The sequence below is a fragment of the Paenibacillus sp. LjRoot153 genome (assembly GCF_964253085.1).
Taxonomy (GTDB): Bacteria; Bacillota; Bacilli; order Paenibacillales; family NBRC-103111; genus Paenibacillus_E.
On record NZ_CAXUQH020000001.1, the window covers coordinates 2116922 to 2136383 of the forward strand.

The 19462-nt window shown below is 45.6% G+C and carries 18 protein-coding genes and 1 other annotated feature; of the genes, 17 read left to right on the plus strand and 1 reads right to left on the minus strand.

Translation table 11 applies throughout. The annotated features are described in order from the left end of the window. The first annotated feature begins 11 nt into the window (after positions 1-11). The 5 genes from ACSQ8P_RS09320 to ACSQ8P_RS09340 all read left to right on the plus strand — a co-directional run bounded on the left by ACSQ8P_RS09320 (position 12) and on the right by ACSQ8P_RS09340 (position 8625). Positions 12-1118, plus strand: a complete 1107-nt coding sequence (locus ACSQ8P_RS09320; RefSeq protein ID WP_436234919.1) for a LysM peptidoglycan-binding domain-containing protein — start codon at positions 12-14, stop codon at positions 1116-1118. 186 nt (positions 1119-1304) lie between these two features. Further along, positions 1305-1564 (plus strand) — a binding site (T-box leader). Between the two features lie 56 nt (positions 1565-1620). Beyond that, positions 1621-4281: a valine--tRNA ligase gene (locus ACSQ8P_RS09325; RefSeq protein WP_436234920.1), complete on the plus strand. Its 2661-nt coding sequence runs from the start codon at positions 1621-1623 to the stop codon at positions 4279-4281. A 70-nt stretch (positions 4282-4351) separates the two neighbouring features. After that, positions 4352-5725, plus strand: coding sequence for a bifunctional folylpolyglutamate synthase/dihydrofolate synthase (locus ACSQ8P_RS09330; protein WP_436234921.1), 1374 nt, complete (start codon positions 4352-4354; stop codon positions 5723-5725). Between the two features lie 55 nt (positions 5726-5780). Then, a complete protein-coding gene (gene murC, locus ACSQ8P_RS09335; RefSeq protein ID WP_436239486.1) occupies positions 5781-7121 on the plus strand; it encodes a UDP-N-acetylmuramate--L-alanine ligase in 1341 nt (446 codons plus the stop codon). 163 nt (positions 7122-7284) lie between these two features. Beyond that, positions 7285-8625, plus strand: coding sequence for a hypothetical protein (locus ACSQ8P_RS09340; RefSeq protein ID WP_436234922.1), 1341 nt, complete (start codon positions 7285-7287; stop codon positions 8623-8625). A 57-nt stretch (positions 8626-8682) separates the two neighbouring features. On the opposite strand, the gene ACSQ8P_RS09345 is transcribed toward ACSQ8P_RS09340, so the two are convergent. Beyond that, entirely contained in the window at positions 8683-9918 is a 1236-nt protein-coding gene (locus tag ACSQ8P_RS09345) for an N-acetylmuramoyl-L-alanine amidase (protein WP_436234923.1), read from the minus strand. Positions 9919-10083: 165 nt separating this feature from the next. Here ACSQ8P_RS09345 and ACSQ8P_RS09350 point away from each other — a divergent pair, with 165 nt between their 5' ends. The 12 genes from ACSQ8P_RS09350 (at position 10084) to ACSQ8P_RS09405 (ending at position 19461) form a co-directional block, all read left to right on the plus strand. Beyond that, positions 10084-10326 (plus strand): DUF4321 domain-containing protein, encoded by a 243-nt coding sequence (locus tag ACSQ8P_RS09350; protein WP_436234924.1) that lies wholly within the window; start codon positions 10084-10086, stop codon positions 10324-10326. A gap of 51 nt (positions 10327-10377) precedes the next feature. Further along, complete coding sequence (locus tag ACSQ8P_RS09355) at positions 10378-10980, plus strand: Maf family protein (protein ID WP_436234925.1); 603 nt, start codon at positions 10378-10380, stop codon at positions 10978-10980. Positions 10981-11101: 121 nt separating this feature from the next. Next, the gene (locus tag ACSQ8P_RS09360) at positions 11102-11551 is read left to right on the plus strand and encodes an RrF2 family transcriptional regulator (RefSeq protein ID WP_436234926.1); all 450 of its coding nucleotides are present in this window, start codon (positions 11102-11104) and stop codon (positions 11549-11551) included. A gap of 110 nt (positions 11552-11661) precedes the next feature. Further along, positions 11662-12351 carry a RadC family protein gene (gene radC, locus ACSQ8P_RS09365; RefSeq protein ID WP_436234927.1) on the plus strand — a complete coding sequence of 230 codons (690 nt, stop codon included), beginning with the start codon at positions 11662-11664 and terminating at the stop codon, positions 12349-12351. Positions 12352-12387: 36 nt separating this feature from the next. Then, positions 12388-13422 carry a rod shape-determining protein gene (locus ACSQ8P_RS09370; protein WP_057311626.1) on the plus strand — a complete coding sequence of 345 codons (1035 nt, stop codon included), beginning with the start codon at positions 12388-12390 and terminating at the stop codon, positions 13420-13422. Between the two features lie 33 nt (positions 13423-13455). Next, positions 13456-14307: a rod shape-determining protein MreC gene (mreC, locus tag ACSQ8P_RS09375; RefSeq protein ID WP_436234928.1), complete on the plus strand. Its 852-nt coding sequence runs from the start codon at positions 13456-13458 to the stop codon at positions 14305-14307. Positions 14308-14320: 13 nt separating this feature from the next. Then, positions 14321-14848, plus strand: coding sequence for a rod shape-determining protein MreD (gene mreD, locus ACSQ8P_RS09380; protein WP_436234929.1), 528 nt, complete (start codon positions 14321-14323; stop codon positions 14846-14848). Between the two features lie 72 nt (positions 14849-14920). Continuing rightward, entirely contained in the window at positions 14921-15580 is a 660-nt protein-coding gene (gene minC / locus ACSQ8P_RS09385; protein WP_436234930.1) for a septum site-determining protein MinC, read from the plus strand. A 38-nt stretch (positions 15581-15618) separates the two neighbouring features. Next, positions 15619-16413 (plus strand): septum site-determining protein MinD, encoded by a 795-nt coding sequence (gene minD / locus ACSQ8P_RS09390; protein ID WP_436234931.1) that lies wholly within the window; start codon positions 15619-15621, stop codon positions 16411-16413. A 7-nt stretch (positions 16414-16420) separates the two neighbouring features. Further along, the gene (locus ACSQ8P_RS09395; protein WP_436234932.1) at positions 16421-17569 is read left to right on the plus strand and encodes an FtsW/RodA/SpoVE family cell cycle protein; all 1149 of its coding nucleotides are present in this window, start codon (positions 16421-16423) and stop codon (positions 17567-17569) included. A gap of 145 nt (positions 17570-17714) precedes the next feature. Next, the gene (locus tag ACSQ8P_RS09400) at positions 17715-18593 is read left to right on the plus strand and encodes a peptidoglycan DD-metalloendopeptidase family protein (protein ID WP_436234933.1); all 879 of its coding nucleotides are present in this window, start codon (positions 17715-17717) and stop codon (positions 18591-18593) included. After that, positions 18586-19461: a M50 family metallopeptidase gene (locus ACSQ8P_RS09405; RefSeq protein ID WP_436234934.1), complete on the plus strand. Its 876-nt coding sequence runs from the start codon at positions 18586-18588 to the stop codon at positions 19459-19461. Before ACSQ8P_RS09400 ends, ACSQ8P_RS09405 begins: the two co-directional genes overlap by 8 nt. Position 19462 lies beyond the last annotated feature (1 nt).

A 19462-nucleotide genomic window follows, 5' to 3' on the forward strand; every position in this document is an offset into this window, starting at 1 on the left:
GGATTCATTCGGTGTCTGAACAACAACCTGGGTTACGATTTGATATTTATGAACGTGTGCATTTGCAGGAGAATTTGGCGGCAATACAAGAATTAAATGAAGTAGAATTGCTTCCGCATATTCAAGTACTAACGCTGGATGATCAGGCGATCTTAAAGGGGAATCTCCTACTTACAGGTAACTACTCTAGTGAAGAAGGCGGCAGCCCTCGCACGCTTGAGCATTTGATTCCTGTCGAAATTACGCTGCCCTTGAATCGCATTCATCGTGTAGAAGATATTCAGGTGGAAATCGAGAATTTTGATATCGACCTGTTATCAGCACGAAGCCTAAATGTAACAGGTGTACTTTCCTTGCAAGGTGTAGAAATGGTTTCTGTGCCACAAGAAAGCTGGCGGGAGGAAGAAGAGGTTACTTTTGTCCATCAAATTGAGTACCCACGCTCTGAGCCCGTCATGCCTTACGTTTCAGAACCTGTACCTACACCGGCGCCGTTTGCTCAAGAGCCACAGGTTCAACAGGTTCCACAAGTTCCACAAGTTCAACAAGTGATCCAACCACCGCCAGCGCCAGTTCTTCCTCCCCCATTACCTACGCCAACACCAACGTTGATTGCAGCTGTACCTGAACCAACGATTGTTGCGGCTCAGCCGGAAACTTATTCGGGCGATGACACGGTAGGTATCGAAGTGGAACAAATCGAGCTGAAGGTGACTCCGCATGCTGATAGCACCGTCGTTACGGAGGAGAAAAAGGAGCTTAAAGTTGCTTTTGGCAAAAAAGCAACGGACGCCGTGGAGGTTAACCCGTATGGTATTAAATCGCTATTATCTAAGGCAGGCACGTATCTTTCCGACAAGCGGCTTGCGGAAGCTGAGGCGCAAGCGGCTCTTGAGGCGGAATCGCGGATAGATGCGGTAGAGTGGCGGCGATTATTCCTTCAGAGCAGATCGGAGTCGCAAGAGTTCAGGAAGCTCAAACTATGTATCGTCCAGAAGGACGACACCTTAGAATCCATAGCGAAGCGCTATCAGCTGACGACGCGTGAGCTTCAATTGATGAATCGTCTAGGCGATCAGGATATCGTAGTGGGTCAAGTTATTTATTTGCCCAAATAAATACCTGTACATAGGCAAGAGCCTCTGGCTGCTAATAGCGGCTGGGGGCTCTTATGTTTTACCTAGTATAAATTACACCGTTTGACCCAATACTAGAAAATAATCCTGATAATTAGCGTCGAAATTATTGACTATGTGTCGATAATTCGATATCATATAGTGTAAATCATTTTCAAACCAACATATGGAATTGCAAAGATAGGGAGTAGTAGTCGGAACGCCCTTCAGAGAGTGGAACTGCAGCGCTGAGAGGTTCCTCAGGATACATCCGATCGAAGTCGCCCTGGAGCAGTAAATGTGAGTGCAATCGCCGAGTTTCGTTTCTCGTCTGCATTAGCATTTTCCGGTCGCAGCCGTTATCTGTTTAAGTGTCATGTTATTTGCTATTGGGGCAGGTCGCATGAAATGAAGGTGGTACCACGGAAGCTATACCTTTCGTCCTTTTTGGGGCGAAAGGTTTTTTTGTGTTTATAACAACTAGCCAGATATGGAGGTACTATTGATGACCGAAACTAAATTACAAACGGAAATGCCTACTACGTATGACCCTAAAGAAGCGGAGCGTAAGTGGTACGACTACTGGATCAAAAATGAGTTCTTCAAAGCAGGCAACCGTCCTGATGCGGAAACCTACACGATTGTGATACCACCTCCGAACGTAACGGGTATGCTGCACATCGGGCATGCACTTGATTTTACACTGCAAGATATTCTTATTCGTACGAAGCGGATGCAGGGTTTTGACACACTGTGGCTGCCTGGTTCTGACCATGCTGGTATTGCTACACAAACACGTGTAGAGCAGAAGCTTCGCGAGCAAGGACAAACGCGTTATGATCTTGGGCGCGAGAAATTCTTGGAGAAGGTATGGGAGTGGAAAGAATTATATGCGGATACGATTCGTGAGCAATGGGCCAAAATGGGCTTCTCTCTGGACTATTCGCGTGAACGCTTCACCTTGGATGAAGGGCTTTCGCAAGCGGTTCGTGAAGTTTTCGTAAGCTTATTTGAAAAAGGTCTCATCTATCGCGGCAACTATATTATTAACTGGGATCCAGCGGCACGCACTGCTCTTTCGGATATTGAAGTAGAATACAAAGAAGTACAAGGTGCACTGTACCACTTGAAATATGAAACAACAGACGGATCGGGTTCGATCGTCGTCGCTACAACGCGTCCGGAGACGATGCTAGGAGACACAGCGGTAGCTGTTCATCCGAAAGATGAGCGCTATAAGCACCTCATTGGGAAGTCTTTGCTGCTGCCAATTGTAAACCGTGAAATTCCGATTATTGCAGACGATTATGTTGACAAAGAATTCGGAAGCGGTGCGGTAAAAATTACACCGGCTCATGATCCGAACGATTTCGAAGTAGGTAAACGTCACGATCTGCCGCAAATTCTTGTTATGGACGAAACGGGAACGATGAACGCGAATGCCGGCCCGTACCAAGGGCAAGACCGTTTCGAGTGCCGTAAGCAAATCGTGGCTGACTTGAAAGAGCAAGGTGTTCTGATCAAAATCGAAGAGCACGTTCATCAAGTTGGACATAGCGAGCGCAGTGGGGCAGTTATTGAGCCTTACTTGTCCACGCAATGGTTCGTGAAAATGCAGCCGCTTGCTAATCAAGCGATTGAAGCACAAAAATCAGGCAAGGGTGTTAATTTTGTACCCGATCGCTTCGAGAAAACGTATTTGAACTGGATTGAAAATGTTCGTGACTGGTGTATTTCTCGTCAACTATGGTGGGGGCACCGGATTCCTGCTTGGCACTGTGCGGATTGCGGTCAAATCACCGTTGCTCGTGAAGATGCGACTGTCTGCTCCCATTGTCAAAGCTCGAATCTTAATCAAGATAACGATGTTCTGGATACATGGTTCAGCTCAGCGCTATGGCCTTTCTCCACATTAGGCTGGCCAAATGATTCTGAAGATATGAAGCGTTTCTACCCAACAAGTGTACTCGTTACTGGCTACGATATCATTTACTTCTGGGTCTCTCGGATGATTTTCCAAGGACTCGAATTTACGGGCCAAATTCCATTTAAAGATGTGCTCATGCATGGTCTTGTTCGTGATTCCGAAGGACGTAAAATGTCCAAATCTCTCGGAAACGGTGTTGATCCGTTGGAAGTGATCGAGAAATACGGTGCGGATGCCATGCGCTATATGATTTCTACGAGCAGCACGCCGGGTCAAGATTTGCGCTTCCGTTGGGAGCGGGTTGAGCAAGCTCGTAATTTTGCCAACAAGATTTGGAACGCATCCCGATTTGCTCTGATGAATTTGGAAGGCGTAAACGCAGCGGATATTGATTTGACAGGTCCATTAGGGACAGCGGATCGTTGGATCTTGCATCGTTTGAACGAGACGGTTCGTGACGTCACTCGTTTGATCGACAGCTACGAATTCGGTGAAACAGGGCGTCTGCTCTATAACTTCATCTGGGATGATCTCTGCGACTGGTACATTGAGTTCAGTAAACTGAGCTTATATGGAACGGATGCAGCGGCGAAAAAGCAGACACAATCGGTTCTAGCTTATGTATTAGATCAAACGCAACGTTTGATTCATCCGTTCATGCCGTTTATCTCAGAGGAGATCTGGCAGCATTTACCGCATGTGGGAGATACGATTACGTTGGCGGCTTGGCCGACAGAGAATGCCGCCTTCGAAGCGCCAGATGCGATTCGTGAGATGGAGCTTTTGATGGAAGCAATTCGTTCCGTTCGTAATATCCGTGCTGAAGTGAATGTGCCGATGAGTAAGAAAGTCGAGCTACTGATCAAACCAGCTAGTGCAGAGACACAGGACATTCTCAGCAAAAATGAAGAATACCTGAAACGCTTCTGTAACACGTCCCTGCTTGAAATTGACCTTACAATGACAGCACCAGACAAAGCAATGACGGCGATTATCACTGGGGCTGAACTTTACTTACCATTAGCGGGCTTGATTGATATCACGCAAGAGCTTGCACGCTTGGACAAAGAGCTGCAATCCTTACATGGTGAAGTTGAGCGCATCGAGAAAAAGCTAGGTAATGAAGGCTTTGTAGCTAAGGCGCCAGCGAAAGTCATCGAAGAAGAGAAAGCCAAGCTTGCTGATTATGCGGACAAACGTGATAAAGTTATCGCTCGATTAGCGGAGTTAAAGGCTTAAGGAACGTAAATTATACGATTGCCTAGGTTCGTCTACATGGTGATTCATATAGTAAAAGAGGATGAGAACAATGGATGAAATCAAGAACACTGCGGGTGAATTCCAATCCGCACAGGAAGCCATTGATTGGATCGTTGGACGCATGGAGAAGCTCGGCATGAAGCCGGGCCTCCAGCGTATGCATCTACTCATGGAGAAGTTGGGTCACCCTGAACGCAGGCTGAAGTTCATTCATGTGGCCGGAACGAATGGTAAGGGCTCTACATGTGCTTACTTAGCTTCCGTGCTTCAAGCTTGCGGCTATGATGTGGGCACCTTTACGTCGCCGTACTTGGTGAGATATACGAACCGTATACAAGTCAATGGCGCTGACATCGAGGATGACGTTCTACTTCGGTTAGTGAATGAGATGAAGCCAATTGTGGATGAGATTGCAGCCACAGAGGTTGGTTCGCCAACGATGTTTGAGATTTCAACGGCACTGGCGATTCTATACTTTGGGAAAGTGGCTTATCCCGATTATGTAGTATGGGAAACCGGACTCGGGGGAAGGCTGGATAGCACGAATATCGTGAATCCAATTGTTACCGTTATTACGAATGTCGGTCATGATCACATGGATATTCTAGGGGATACCCTAGAGCTTGTAGCAGCTGAAAAAGCGGGAATTATTAAAGCAGGAGTTCCTGTCATTACAGCGGTGGAGCCTGCGGCGATTTGGAGTGTTATTGAAGAAACGGCGAAGGCGAAGAAAGCTACACTTTATTCGCTTGGTGATCAATTTAACTTGACCGAAGTGAAGAGTGAGCTAGATCATCAAAGCTTTCAATTTAACGGACCATTTCGGCCTATTCCGAATCTGTCGATTACATTGAACGGTGAACATCAATTGAAGAATGCTGCCGTAGCGGTCATGACACTTGAGGTTCTTCGTCAATATTACGCCACCATCGTGGAGGACGTAGATTTGCAGAAGGGGCTTGAGGGGACGAAATGGCCAGGGCGATTGGAAATGGTTTCACAGGAGCCGCGCATCCTAATTGACGGGGCTCATAACCCTGAGGGGGCTGCAACGTTGGCAGCAGCACTTCAGAATGTCTATAGCTATAAGAAGCTTCACATGATGATAGGAATGCTAGCCACGAAGAATCATACAGGCTACTTAAGGCATATACTACCATTGGTGGATACGCTCATTATTACAGAAGCAAATTTTCATAAAAAAGGGGATGCTTCCCTACTCGCCGAAATCGCAAGTGGTCTTCTTCGAGAGATGAATCGTGAGGTTGACATTGTTGTGGAACGTGATTGGAAGCAGGCTTTAACCTTATTAACAAATAGAACTGAGCAGGATGATCTGGCGGTCGTATCCGGCACGCTGTATTTAATCTCTGATGTTCGTTCTTGGATAACCTATCAAACCGATTCTGAAAAAGGATGGTGAGAACGGCGTGAGTCAAGCAGAACACGTACATTTTATAGGAATCGGCGGATACGGCATGAGTGCCATTGCCAAAGTCATGCTCGAAATGGGATACCGCATTTCGGGGTCAGATCTTGCACAACAGGAGCTTACAGATAAGCTGAAAGCTAAGGGTGCCAGAGTCTTTATCGGCCATGAGGCAACGAACGTATCAGGAGCCGATTTAGTTGTATATTCAACGGCGTTAGCCAAAGATAATGTGGAAATGCAAGCAGCTGAGCAATTGAACATTCCCATTATTCATCGATCACAAATGCTGGGAAGGCTGATGAACGAACGCAAAGGGATTGCCGTAGCAGGCGCCCACGGGAAGACAACAACTTCTTCCATGATTGCTTTGGTGATGGAGATTTGCGGCACGGATCCAACGTATATCATCGGTGGAGAAATTATGAATGTAGGCAGCAATGCCAAAGCTGGCAAAGGAGAGTATGTTGTTGCGGAGGCTGATGAGAGCGATGGAACCTTCCTGCAATATCACCCAACTCTTGCGTTAGTGAACAATATCGAAGCTGACCATTTGGAAAATTATAATGGCGATTTCGAAAACTTGAAGAAAGCATACAAACAATTCTTGAGCCAAGTAAGACCTGGCGGAAAAGCGATTGTATGTCAGGATGATGAATTCCTACGCGAAATGATACCGGAAATTCAAAGTCAAGTGATTACGTACGGGATTGAGACGGAAGCGGATTATATCGCACGTGACATCTCACTAGGTGATCGTAAGGTAACCTTTACGGTAGAGTTTAAGGGTTCATCCCTTGGCCAAGTCAGCCTGTCAGTGCCTGGTAAACATAATGTGTACAATGCGCTTGCGACACTGATTACTTGCTTAGAAGCAGGACTATCTTTCGAGAACATTGCGGAAGCGATTCAAGAGTTTCGTGGAGCAAAGCGTAGATTTCAAGTACTCGGAGAAGTTGAAAATATCTTGGTCATTGATGATTACGCGCATCACCCTACGGAGATTCAAGCGACGATTTCCGCTGCGAAAGCAACAGGAAAGCGTATCATCGCTGTGTTCCAACCGCAACGCTATACGCGAACTTACTATTTGTTCGAGCAGTTCAGCCGCTCCTTCCTAGAAGCGGATGAAGTGATCATTACTGATATTTATTCGCCGGCAGGCGAACAACGGATTGAAGGTGTTGACTCTGTCAAGCTAGTTGAGTTGATACGCAGCAACAGCAACCCGAATGTTCAGCACATTGCCACACGTGAAGAAGTACTGACGTATTTGGAAGACCATGTTCAACCTGGTGACCTCGTTCTCACGATGGGCGCAGGAGACATCTGGAAGGCAGCTGATGGGTTAGCTAAATCGCTGCGCAAGAAATACGAATCACATACCTAGAGAGAAGATCGCTTGCGCCGATGGGCTGGAGGCGGTCTTTTTTTCTTGAAAAAATCATAATATGGTTCTCTCTCTCATACTCTAGTAACAGAAGATTGGGACAAGATAATACGGCATTGTACCCGTTTCGGGCCATATATATGATGAGGAGTGAGGGAAGAGAATGAAAAAAGCTAGAATTACATATCGCTTCGACCCCAAGGAAGGGGCAGAATCTACACGCAGAGCAGCCAGGGTGCATGATCAAGAGGAGAAAATCATTCCGCTCTATCAAGAAGAGTATAAAGTTATAGAGCCGAAGATAGATCGCAGCCCGAAGGAAGTAACACCATATGAACAAGCAGAAAGAGAGCAAGTAGAATCATTATTTGAACCGCATGCGCTGAATACGTTTACCACTGATTTTGGAAGCTGGCACAGCCAGATTGAATCAGAAGGAGAGCGTGTGGAACGTATCATTAGGGAAACCCAAATATCTCGAGAGCAGCAGAATTCTCCAATTCCAACAACGGTTATTCGACAAGAGAGGGAGCCTGAGCCTGCTGACAATCGAGAGGAATGGTCCAATTGGACACCTAAAGAGCCTTACCGGGAATCGGGGTCTGGAACTCGTTATGCGAAGTCGTCCGGTGCGCCGTGGATTCGCATAGCCACATCTGTGGCGGGTGCAGTGGTAACGGGAATCGCATTCGGTTTCTTCGTGCTCTCCATGTTCTCTTCGGATCGAGATACAAGCACGAGTATAGCGACATCGAATCCTACTAAAATTACGGTGCCATCACCTAATACGCAAGCAGCTGCCTCCACGACCAAAACACAAACGGGTACAGGAGATGTAGCTCTACCAGCAACAACAGTAGCTGTCACTGCTGTGCAAATTCCTGCTAAATCGTATACCTTTTTGCAAAATGGGGTGTTCAGTTCGCTTCAGGGCGCTCAGGCTGTTCAGGATTCGCTCAATAAGAAGGGGCTTGCTTCCGCGTTGGATAATTCCGATAAGCTTACTGTGTTTGTAGGCTTTGCTAAGACGAAGGACGATGCCATTGCCTTGAGACAAGGTGTGCAGGCTACGGATAAAACGATTGAGGTTTTTATGAAAAATGTGGATTTCCCAGCGGTAACGGGCATTCGTTGGTCTGGAGCAAAAGCCGAGTCTCTGCCCAATTATATTGCTGAGGGTGACAAACTTGTGACTACGATGAGTGGATTGACACTTATTCATTTGGCTGAGACGAAGCCCACGGCACTAACGGATGTCTCATTACAGTCGATTCGTACTTCGCATCAGGCACTAATCACACTCGGTACAGGACTGACTAACGGAGCGGGTGATGATGTTAAACAGTTGCTGACAAAGATGACAACGTCGATCAATAGTGCCGTTCAATCAATGGAAGAATACAAGAAAACGCCATCTCAGGCCTTGATGTGGCAAGCGCAATCCGCCTTGATGCAGTACATTATTGCTCAGAAAAATCTGCTTAAGGCAATTAGCGTAGCATAAATAGAAAGCCGTGTACCCTGAACTCTAAGGAGTTGGGATACACGGCTTTCTTTCTAATTATTTCGTGATGTAACGATCGAGCATGGCGGCAATCTCAGCCCTTGTCATGGTTTGATCAGGCTTAAAGGAAGTGTCCGATATGCCATTAATGATGCCTTTATCCTTCAAGGTTAGGATGGCTGAAGCACTCCACATGGACTTCGGTACATCATCGAATGCTGCTGTATACGTGGGTTGTGCAGTTGGCGAAGTCATCTGTAGAAGCTGATTGAATAAATAAGCAACTTCTCCGCGTGTAATCGCTTGATTAGGACGTATCGTCCCGTCGGCATACCCTTGTAGTAAGTTTAATTTGGCTGCTTTGGCAAAAACGGCGCTTGCCCAGTGGGAAGCAGATAAATCCGAATAGCTTTTTGATGCGCCAGTCCCGCAGCCATACACATTGGAAGTTACACTTCCGTTCGTGCTGCAGACAGCCGGCAGCTTGCTGAAGGTAAATACGCGATCCATCAATGTGAGGAACTCCGCTCTCGTAAGCGCGCGGTCTGGTTCGTAATTGTTGCCGACGCCTTCGACAATGCCTTTATTCTTCATGCGAAGAACAGATGATCTGGACCAGTGAACAAGCACGTCGGTAAAAGGAGGTGGTTCATAGCTACTAATCCCATTGGCGATGCTGATCGCCATCTTAGAACGCATAGCGCTGCTAGCAAGCAAGGCTGCATCACTAGTATTCGTAAGAAAAGCCGTCTCTACTAGAATACTCGGAATGGTTCCCATTCGGGCCACGTAGACAGCACTTGGTGTCAGCCCTAAATCTTTGGTACCGGATTGCGCGAGTAATGCGTCCTTCACGCGCTGTGCTAAATCTTTACTGTAAGGTGTTAATTTAGTCATCGCACTGCTTGCTGGATAGTCTTCTTGTGGGTACGCGTTGTCATAATAGAGCACCATGGTTCCGTTAGCTTTGCTGCTCGAATGTGCATTGGCATGAATGGATACGAATAAATCAGCTTGCTGTTCATTCGTGAAGTCAACCCTTTGAGCGAGTGATAAGAAGGTGTCGTTGGTGCGTGTCATGATAACCTCGTAACCTCGTTCAAGAAGAGCTTCTCGTACTTTTAACGTGATGTCCAGATTGACATCTGTTTCACGGAGTCCACCAACACCAATTGCACCAGGATCACTTCCCCCATGCCCGGGATCAAGTACGACCTTGTAAGCGAATGCATGATAAGGAAATGAAATTGTGAGTAATAAAGTGAACAGAATCAGTCTTTTGAGTAGAGTCATAGTTGAATTTACCTCCGGTGACTATTTTACTAGGATTGGTCTAAGCTGTAAGCAGGTAAGAATCACCATCGGTTTATTCATCAGGCCTGCCGCTTATTTTGAATAGAAAAAAAAGGAGATTCCTCGTATAATAGTGCATGTACATACATAGAGAGGATGACAGGAATGAAAAAAAATACATTTACATTAATCATTTTTTTAATCGTCGGGTTAATTACTGGGGTTATTATCGGCCAGCTGCTGGCACCCGTTCCTGCTCTCGCATTTTTAACCAAATCAGTTGAAATTTCTTGGGAACCTAAAGCGGATTTACAAGTTGTGAAATATCAATTCGACCTTTTGGTGAAGCTAAACCTGTGCAGCATTATTGGATTAGTAGGAGCTTATCTCCTATATCGGAAACTCTAGTGAGTTTTTGAACGCTATAAATGTAGGACTATTATTTAGGAGGTGTTGATCGTGCCAACCAAAGAACATCAAAGACTTATTCTTGCTTCATCGTCGCCGCGGAGGCAGGAGCTTATCCAATCTTTCGGACTACCTTATATAATTCGTGTGAGTGACGCGGATGAGACCGTCGAACAAAAAATAACGCCATCTGAGCTCGTTGAACTTCTTTCTTTACGCAAGGCATCAACAGTCAAGGAAATGCTAGAGGTACAAGATCAGCATGGTATTATCATTGGATCAGACACGGTTGTTGTGTATAACGAGGAAATTCTAGGCAAACCTGTTGATGAGCAAGATGCTTTCCGCATGCTTAAAGGTCTGCAAGGGAATATACATCAGGTTTACAGTGGTGTTGCCTGTGTGGATGCAGCTACGGGTCAACAAGTAGTCTCGCATAGCGTGACGCATGTGCGGATGAAGCCGATGACGGATGAACAAATTTTGCGCTATATTGCTACTGGGGAACCCAAAGATAAAGCGGGGTCTTACGCAATTCAAGGAATAGGCGCAACGATTATCAGTGGGATCGAGGGGGATTATTTCACGGTTGTGGGACTTCCACTTTCCTTGTTGAGTGATTTACTGCTGACGTTCGATATTCAAGTTCTGTAGTGTCATTTCCAACCCTATCCATTCTAGTCCAAAATAGGGTAATTAGATTGACTGAGCAATCTGTAACGGTTACAATGACAGTAAGCGACATGACTTCGCATTCTTCTGGGAGGTATCTGCCATGAACAGCGAATTTACAATTGCCGTCCACAGCCTAGTTCTGTTAGCCCACTTGCCTGATCATATGGCAACTAGTGAAGAAATTGCAGCTAATGTATCAACGCATTCTGCCCGTATCCGTAAAGTTATGGGCTTTCTTCGAAAAGCAGGGTATGTGTCAACGAAGGAAGGCATCGGTGGCGGTTTTATACTGAGTTGCAAACCTGAGGAAGTCACACTCGGGGAGATTTACCGTTTGACGTGCCAAGGTACTTTGAAGCCGAGCTGGTGCTCTGGTGACGAGTCCAAACCTTGTATGATATCATCCAAAATGGATAGATTGATGGGTAAAGTTTTCCACGATGCTGAGAAGCAGATGGAAAAATACTTTGAAGGTCATACAATTGGCAGTATGCTAGATCAAATAAGGGCATTTGAATGTCCGAAATCGAATACTGAATCTCTATCCTAGAAGCCCTCGGATCTCACAATCCGGGGGTTTTATATTGTTTTTAGGGCTTGTACCCGCATGCATGGGATAGCAATAAGTAACATAACCTACATTACGGAAGAGGGGAAAACATGGAAAGCTCAAGCTTAATGCTGCGAGAAGTTCCGATCGAAGAGAGACCGCGGGAGCGAATGCTTCAACAGGGGGCAGGGGCGTTAAGTCATGCCGAACTGCTTGCCATTTTATTAAGGACAGGTACGGTAGCGGAATCTGCCATCCATTTGGCAAGCCGGATTCTAAGTGAAAGCGGGGGGCTGCGCAGTCTTGTTGATATGAGCAAGGATCAGTTAACTCAGATCAAGGGGATTGGCGATGCCAAGGCACTTCAAATTCTTGCGGGTATTGAGCTAGGACGCAGGTTAGCCAAAAGCTCATATGAGGAGCGGATAACGATTCGTTCACCCAAGGATATCGCCAATTTAATGAGCGAGGATCTTCGCTATTTACAGAAAGAGCACTTTGTTTGCTTGTTCTTGAACACCAAAAATCATGTCATTGCGCAAGAGACCTTATCCATGGGCAGCTTGAACGCTTCGATTGTCCATCCAAGAGAAGTGTTTCGTGCAGCGATTAAACGAAGCAGTGCCTCGATCATTTGTGTACATAACCATCCCAGTGGAGATCCGACCCCAAGTCCGGAAGATATTAGTCTGACAGGTCGATTAGTAGAAGCTGGAGCAATAATTGGTATTGAAGTGTTGGATCATGTTATCATTGGAGATCAGAGATTTATAAGTTTGAAGGAACAAGGCTTTATGTAATATAATAGAACACGCAACAGGAAAGGAGCCGTTTGTATGTTTGGTGGTTTTACGAAAGATCTGGGAATTGATTTAGGTACAGCGAATACATTGGTTTATGTGAAAGGCAGAGGAATTATCGTTAGGGAGCCTTCGGTGGTTGCCCTTCGTACAGATACAAAAACAATTGAAGCAGTCGGTGAATCAGCCAAAAAGATGATTGGTCGTACGCCTGGGAATATCCGTGCAGTTCGTCCGATGAAGGATGGCGTTATTGCCGATTTCGACACGACTGCAACGATGATTCGATACTTTATTCGACAAGCACAGAAGCAGCGTTGGTTATTTCCGCGTCATCCGAATGTCATGGTGTGTGTGCCATCCGGGATTACGGCTGTAGAAAAGCGTGCTGTTGAAGATGCAACCAAGCAAGCGGGAGCAAGAGAAGCCTACACGATCGAGGAGCCTTTCGCTGCTGCGATTGGAGCGGATCTTCCAGTTTGGGAGCCGACGGGGAGTATGGTTGTTGATATTGGCGGAGGTACGACAGAAGTTGCTGTTATCTCACTTGGCGGTATTGTAACCAGTCGATCTATCCGTATCGCTGGTGATGAAATGGATGAGGCCATTATTCAATATATTAAACGTACGTACAACCTCATGATTGGGGAACGCACCGCGGAAACGCTGAAGATCGAAATTGGTTCGGCGCTTAACACGGATAAGGCAGAAACGCTAGAAATTCGTGGTCGTGATCTTGTTAGCGGGTTACCGAAAACCATGAGTGTAACGTCGGTTGAGATCACGGAATCGTTGTCCGACACGGTAAGTGCCATTGTGGATGCCGTAAAGGTCACGCTTGAGAAATGTCCACCAGAGTTATCGGCGGATATTATGGATCGCGGTATTGTGCTGACTGGCGGAGGCGGATTGCTTCGTAATTTGGACCGACTTCTGGCTAGAGAAACGGGGATGCCCGTTATGGTTGCTGAAAATCCGCTCGATTGCGTTGCGATTGGAACAGGACGCGCATTAGAGAATATTCACTTATTCAAAAACAAATCAGGATCTGGTTCAAGGTATAAGGGTTAATTATCGTTAGAAGGTGCTAATTTGTTTAAATTCATGGGAAATAAACGACTTATTTTTCTTATGTCCGGTTTAGTCTGTTTCTTTATTTTAATGGGACTAACACTTGGGAATCGAGGGCCGATGACATGGCCTGAGAAATTCGTCAAAGACTCCATATCATGGACGCAAGGACTCTTGTACAAGCCCGCTGCGCAGGTAGCGGGCTTCTTTGAAGACATCAGACAGCTGCGTGTCATTTATGAAGAAAACAAGACATTGAAGTTGACGCTCACGCAATATGCTCGGGATACGCAGCGGTTGAATGAGCTTGAATCGCAGAACAAACGACTCATGGAAGAGCTTGGCTTCACAGAACGTCAACGTGAAGCAAACAATTATAGGTACAGAATCGCTGAGGTCGTCACGATAGATCCAGATCCGTACAATAGCACCGTAACGATTAATTTGGGTGATAAAGATGGGATTAAGGAGAATATGGCGGTTATGTCTGTCGATGGCTTAGTGGGAAGAGTGAGTAAAGTGTTTGGGTTCCACTCCAATGTGCAACTGCTTTCGGAGACGAATGATACCGACAACAACTCCAAAGCAATTGCCGTCACAGTCAAAGGGAATGAGTCGCAGCCATTTGGGATGATTGAATCGTATGATCCCAAGCTTGGGGAGCTAGTAATGAACAAGGTAGAACATGCTGACGATATGAAAGTCGGCGATACGATTATTACATCAGGATTAGGGCAGGTTTTTCCAAAGGGGATAGAAGTTGGGACGATCTCTTCGATTGGACCTGGGGAATTCGGCATTACGTATAAGGTAATGGTGAAGCCGAAAGCATCCTTTAACCGAATCCGTGAAGTGTTTGTCGTTGAAGTTCCGGAAGTGAAATGAGGTGAGCCAACAAATGAATAGACATGTGTTATGGCTCATCCTGCTCGGTCTGTTTATCCTTCAAGGCAGTTTAGTGGTATGGCTGCTGCCAGCCTCATGGCAATCTATCGTCTATGTAACACCTCACTTACCTTTGGTATTCATTATTTTTATTGGACTATTTCATCATCGTCATGCGGCTCTGCTTTACGGGCTTCTGTTCGGATTATTACACGATTTCACTTATTATGGAGCGATGTTGGGCGTTTACTCTTTCAGCATGGGACTCGTAGGCTATTTGGCAGGTCTTGCGCAGCGCAAGCAGCCCAATCTTATTTTTTACAATTTGCTTATTACAAGTTTAGGCTTATTAATATTTGAGTTTCTCAACTATGGGATCAACCGCTTATTCAAACTGATTGCCATTGATATGAATTTTGCTCTCACCCATTACATGCTCCCAAGTGTTCTATTCAATTTACTTATGGCCTTGATTTGCTACGTTCCCATCCGCAAACTGCTTGAAGGCAAGCGACTTGCAGCTTCAGCGAAGGAAGATTAATTTTCCAGGCGATAAGCAGGAGAATTTAGAACAAGGGCCGAAATGTATAGGTTGGGAGGTCGTCATGCCATTATGTCTGTAGCGAAGCACCATGTTATGATTAAAGGGGTCAAAGATGGCCTTGTCTTTTTACTTAATGACGCATGCGATTGGCAAGAGCTGTTGCAAGAGCTGCAACATAAGCTCGAGAAAACGCATCAACAAATATTAACAGGTCCGATTATTCATGTGAATGTCAAATTAGGCAACCGCGAGGCTACCGATGAGCAGAAAGAAGAGATTCGAGCTGTGATTAAGCAGAAGGGGAATCTCTTGATTCAATCGATCGAAAGTGAACCGCCTAAGGTGGAGGCTCCACCGGAGCCCAAGGTTTCCATGACAACGCTAAGAGGAATGATTCGTTCAGGACAAACCCTTCACAACGAAGGTGATTTGCTTTATTTAGGTGATGTTAACCCAGGCGGAATCATTACCTCCACAGGGAACATTTACATAATGGGTTCACTTCGCGGAATGGCTCACGCGGGGTCAGATGGAGACGAGAAAGCAATCATTGCTGCTTCTCATATGCGGCCTACACAATTACGAATTGCTGGAGTTATCAGTCGATCTCCAGATGAGTGGGGAATCGAAGAGGCTTTCATGGAATTTGCTTATGTCAAAGAAGGCAAAATGGAAATCGATAAGCTGCATCAGCTTCATCGGATTTGGCCGGATGCTCCAATTAAATAATTATTTTCAACATATAAACTGTGTCTGGGGTGAGGAATATGGGAGAGGCTATCGTTGTCACCTCAGGTAAAGGTGGCGTTGGTAAAACGACGACTTCCGCTAATCTGGGGACTGCACTTGCACTTCTTGGGAAGAAAGTATGCATGGTAGATACGGATATTGGTTTACGTAATCTGGATGTCGTGATGGGATTGGAAAATCGGATTATCTACGACCTTGTGGACGTTGCGGAAGGTCGCTGCCGATTGCCGCAGGCGCTAATTAAGGATAAACGATTTGATGAGCTGTATTTATTACCAGCCGCTCAAACGAAAGACAAGCACGCCGTATCTCCGGATCAAGTGCGGACGATTATTTTGGAACTCAAAAATGATTTCGAATATGTCATTATCGACTGTCCAGCGGGGATTGAACAGGGCTTCAAGAACGCGGTTGCAGGCGCAGACAAAGCGATTGTCGTGACGACTCCAGAAAATGCCGCTGTGCGTGACGCGGATCGGATTATTGGTCTTTTGGAGAATGAGAAAATATCTTCACCAAAGCTTGTCATTAATCGCATTCGTCCTCAAATGGTGAAAAAAGGCGAAATGCTGGATATCGACGAAATCTGCTCTGTACTTGCGATAGATTTGTTAGGAATTGTACCAGATGATGAGCACGTTATTAAGGCAGCAAATCTAGGTGAGCCAACGGTGATGAACCCTTCATCACGCGCAGCCATTGCGTATCGGAATATTGCTAGGCGTATTGTTGGCGATACAGTACCGCTTATGCAATTAGAGGACAAAACAGGTTGGGTAAAACGAATGAAAAAGTTTATTGGAATAGGATGATTGTTCTGTGTTTGCCAAACTGAAAAACATTGATATTCCAATTGTTGTCATTCTGTTTGCCTTCATGGTGATAAGTACAATGATGGTCTACAGCTCATCAGTCGATCATCCGACCATTAACATCAGCATCACGAAAATTCTGGTTCTATATGCGGTAGGACTCGTCGCTTTTCTAGCCTGTAGTTTATTCGATTATCGCGTACTTATACGAATTGCTCCATATTTGTATGGCATTGGAATTGTCTCATTGGTTGCCGTCTATTTTTTTGGTAAAAAAATTCACGGTGCCCGCGGTTGGTTTGAGCTTCCAGGAGGATTGACATTTCAACCAGCTGAACTCGTCAAGTTGATCCTGATTATTTGCATTACAGCTCTCCTTGCCAGACGCGGTGGGGATTTGCTTCAGGTGAAGAATGATATAATTCCTGTAGGGTTAGCTGTTTTGATCCCTTTCGTACTTGTGCTCATACAGCCAGATCTTGGGAATGCGATTATTTTTATCATTATTTTGCTTGGAATGCTATGGATTGGGAATATCAAATACTCACAGGTCTTGATAAGTATCCTTCTCGTGGCCGGTATAGGCTTCCTGACGCTTACGTTATATAAACATTTTCATGATAGTTTGTTTGAAATGCTTAAGGGATACGGCTTCAGCCACTGGATGGATCGGATAGATACGTTCCTTTATCCCCAGGATGTGTCGGATGATGATAATTATCAGGTACGCAACGCGGTAAGGGCTATTGGTTCTGGTGGTTTGGAAGGTGAGGGCTTCTTGAAAGGGACCTCTGTACACAGTAACTTCATTCCCTTCGCCTATTCAGATTCGATCTTCGTTGTTGTAGGTGAAGAGTTCGGATTCCGTGGTTCAGCCGTACTTTTGCTTATTTATTTCTTGCTTATATATCGTATGATTCTAATCTCTATTCAAAGTTCTCAGCTTGCTGGCGCCTATATCGTTGTTGGTGTTGTATCTATGTTTGTATTCCAAATTTTTGAGAACGTTGGAATGATGATTGGCATTATGCCGTTGACCGGTATTACACTTCCTTTCGTCAGTTATGGAGGGACCTCGCTACTGATCAACATGCTTTCACTAGGCCTTGTCATGAGTGTGAAACTGCATCAGGAGCGTGCGCCAGAATTGTTTTAAGGCTGTATCTATGTTAAGTCCGTGACCTTATCGGGGTCGCGGACTTTTTCTATTGCTGCAAGTAGAACGAAGGCTTCACTTTTCACATAATCTTGTACATCTGCTCATAGGCTGTACTAATGAAAGTCTATAAGGAGGGGATTCTATGGTTATAAAAGATAAAGTAAAGCAGCGCCGATTAGAGCGACTTCGCCATTTGCGAGATTCGTCGTCACAAGTACCACTCGGGAATGGAAGCTCACACAGATCCTCTCCGTCGGTTGATTTCCTGCTGCCAACACGACAGAAAGAGGAAATGCCTGTATATGCTGATCCCGACTGGAGAAGGCGAATGGAGGACCCTGAATACGCTTGGAGACAGAAGCTTATGATGGATACGGAGAATGATGATTCAGAAAGAGGATTTCTCACCCCTCCTTCTGCTCGGAGAATCGCCTTTAAGCTGCTCATCAGTGGTGTCATATTTGCTTCTGTTTACGGTATGTTTCACATAGACAAGCCATGGGCTAATCAAGGGAAGCTATATATAACGGCAGCCCTAACGCAGTCCTATGACTTTACGGCGTTGTCCGCGTGGTATGCCGATAAGTTCGGAGGAGCTCCTTCCTTTATTCCAAGCTTTAACCGCACAGGAAATGAAGCTGTGATTGTAAGTACCTCGAAGCGTACGTTGTTCGCACCAGCCAAAGGAACCGTGCTAATAAGGTACGATGGGACAACCCATAAGGGAGTCAAATTGAACACGGCTGAATTTGCTCCGGTGTATGCGATGGACACGGGACAGGTTATTTTCGCAGGTACAACTACGGATACGGGATTAACGATTATGATTCGACATCCCGGTGGATTGGAGTCTTTATATGGTGGACTGAGTGAGGTTACTGTTGCCGTAGGGGATTGGATGAAAGTAGGGGAGCCCATAGGTAAGGCTTCTGCCAAAAATCCAGCGCAGGGGAATCTGTATTTCTCAGTCATGAAAGAGGGCGTGACGATCAATCCGGCGGATGTGATCACCTTTGATTAAATGGGCAGGGACGAAATATCGATTTCATCCATTATTTACGCTAATTATGATTGGCTGTGCGATAACGGGGTATTTCCTAGAGGCAATCACTTTATTCGGAATCGTACTCATCCATGAGCTAGGTCATTTAACCGCGGCGAAGGGGTTCGGTTGGAGGGTCCAAGAAGTGCAACTGCTTCCCTTCGGTGGTGTTTTGATTGTTGATGAGCTAGGGAGTACGTCTACTCGTGAGGAATTGATCGTCGCCTTAGCAGGACCACTTCAACACGTATGGATGATAGGGCTGGCGGTGATAATGAAGTCGTTTGATATAGGTAATGGTAACTGGTGGGACTACTTCATTGAAGCGAATCTCATGATCGGTTTATTCAATCTCATCCCGGTGATGCCGCTCGATGGCGGGAAAATCATGCAAAGCTTGTTAGGCTATATCATGTCGTACCATAACACGATCGTTTATTCGGTTTGGATCAGTATAATCATAAGCCTATCGATCATTGTTATGTCGATTATTCAGCTCGTACAAGGGCAACTGCCAATCAATATCCTAGTTATAGGTCTATTTCTACTTGTATCCAATTGGTATGCTTACCGGCAAATCCCCTATCACTTTTTACGTTTTCTAATGGGGCGCGGATTGCGAGTGGGACAGTTGCTGAGCCGAGGTACAAGAGCGCAGCCCATTGTAATTACGAAGCAGCTTACGATGGCGGAGACGTTGAAGTTATTTATGCGAGAACGATACCATTTGATTTATGTTGTGAATGAAGCAGGGCGCATTCAAGCTGTGCTGCCCGAACAGCAAATCGTCGGCGGTTATTTAGATGGGAAAAAACCGGGGAGTGCAGTTTCCGATCTTTTCATGTAAA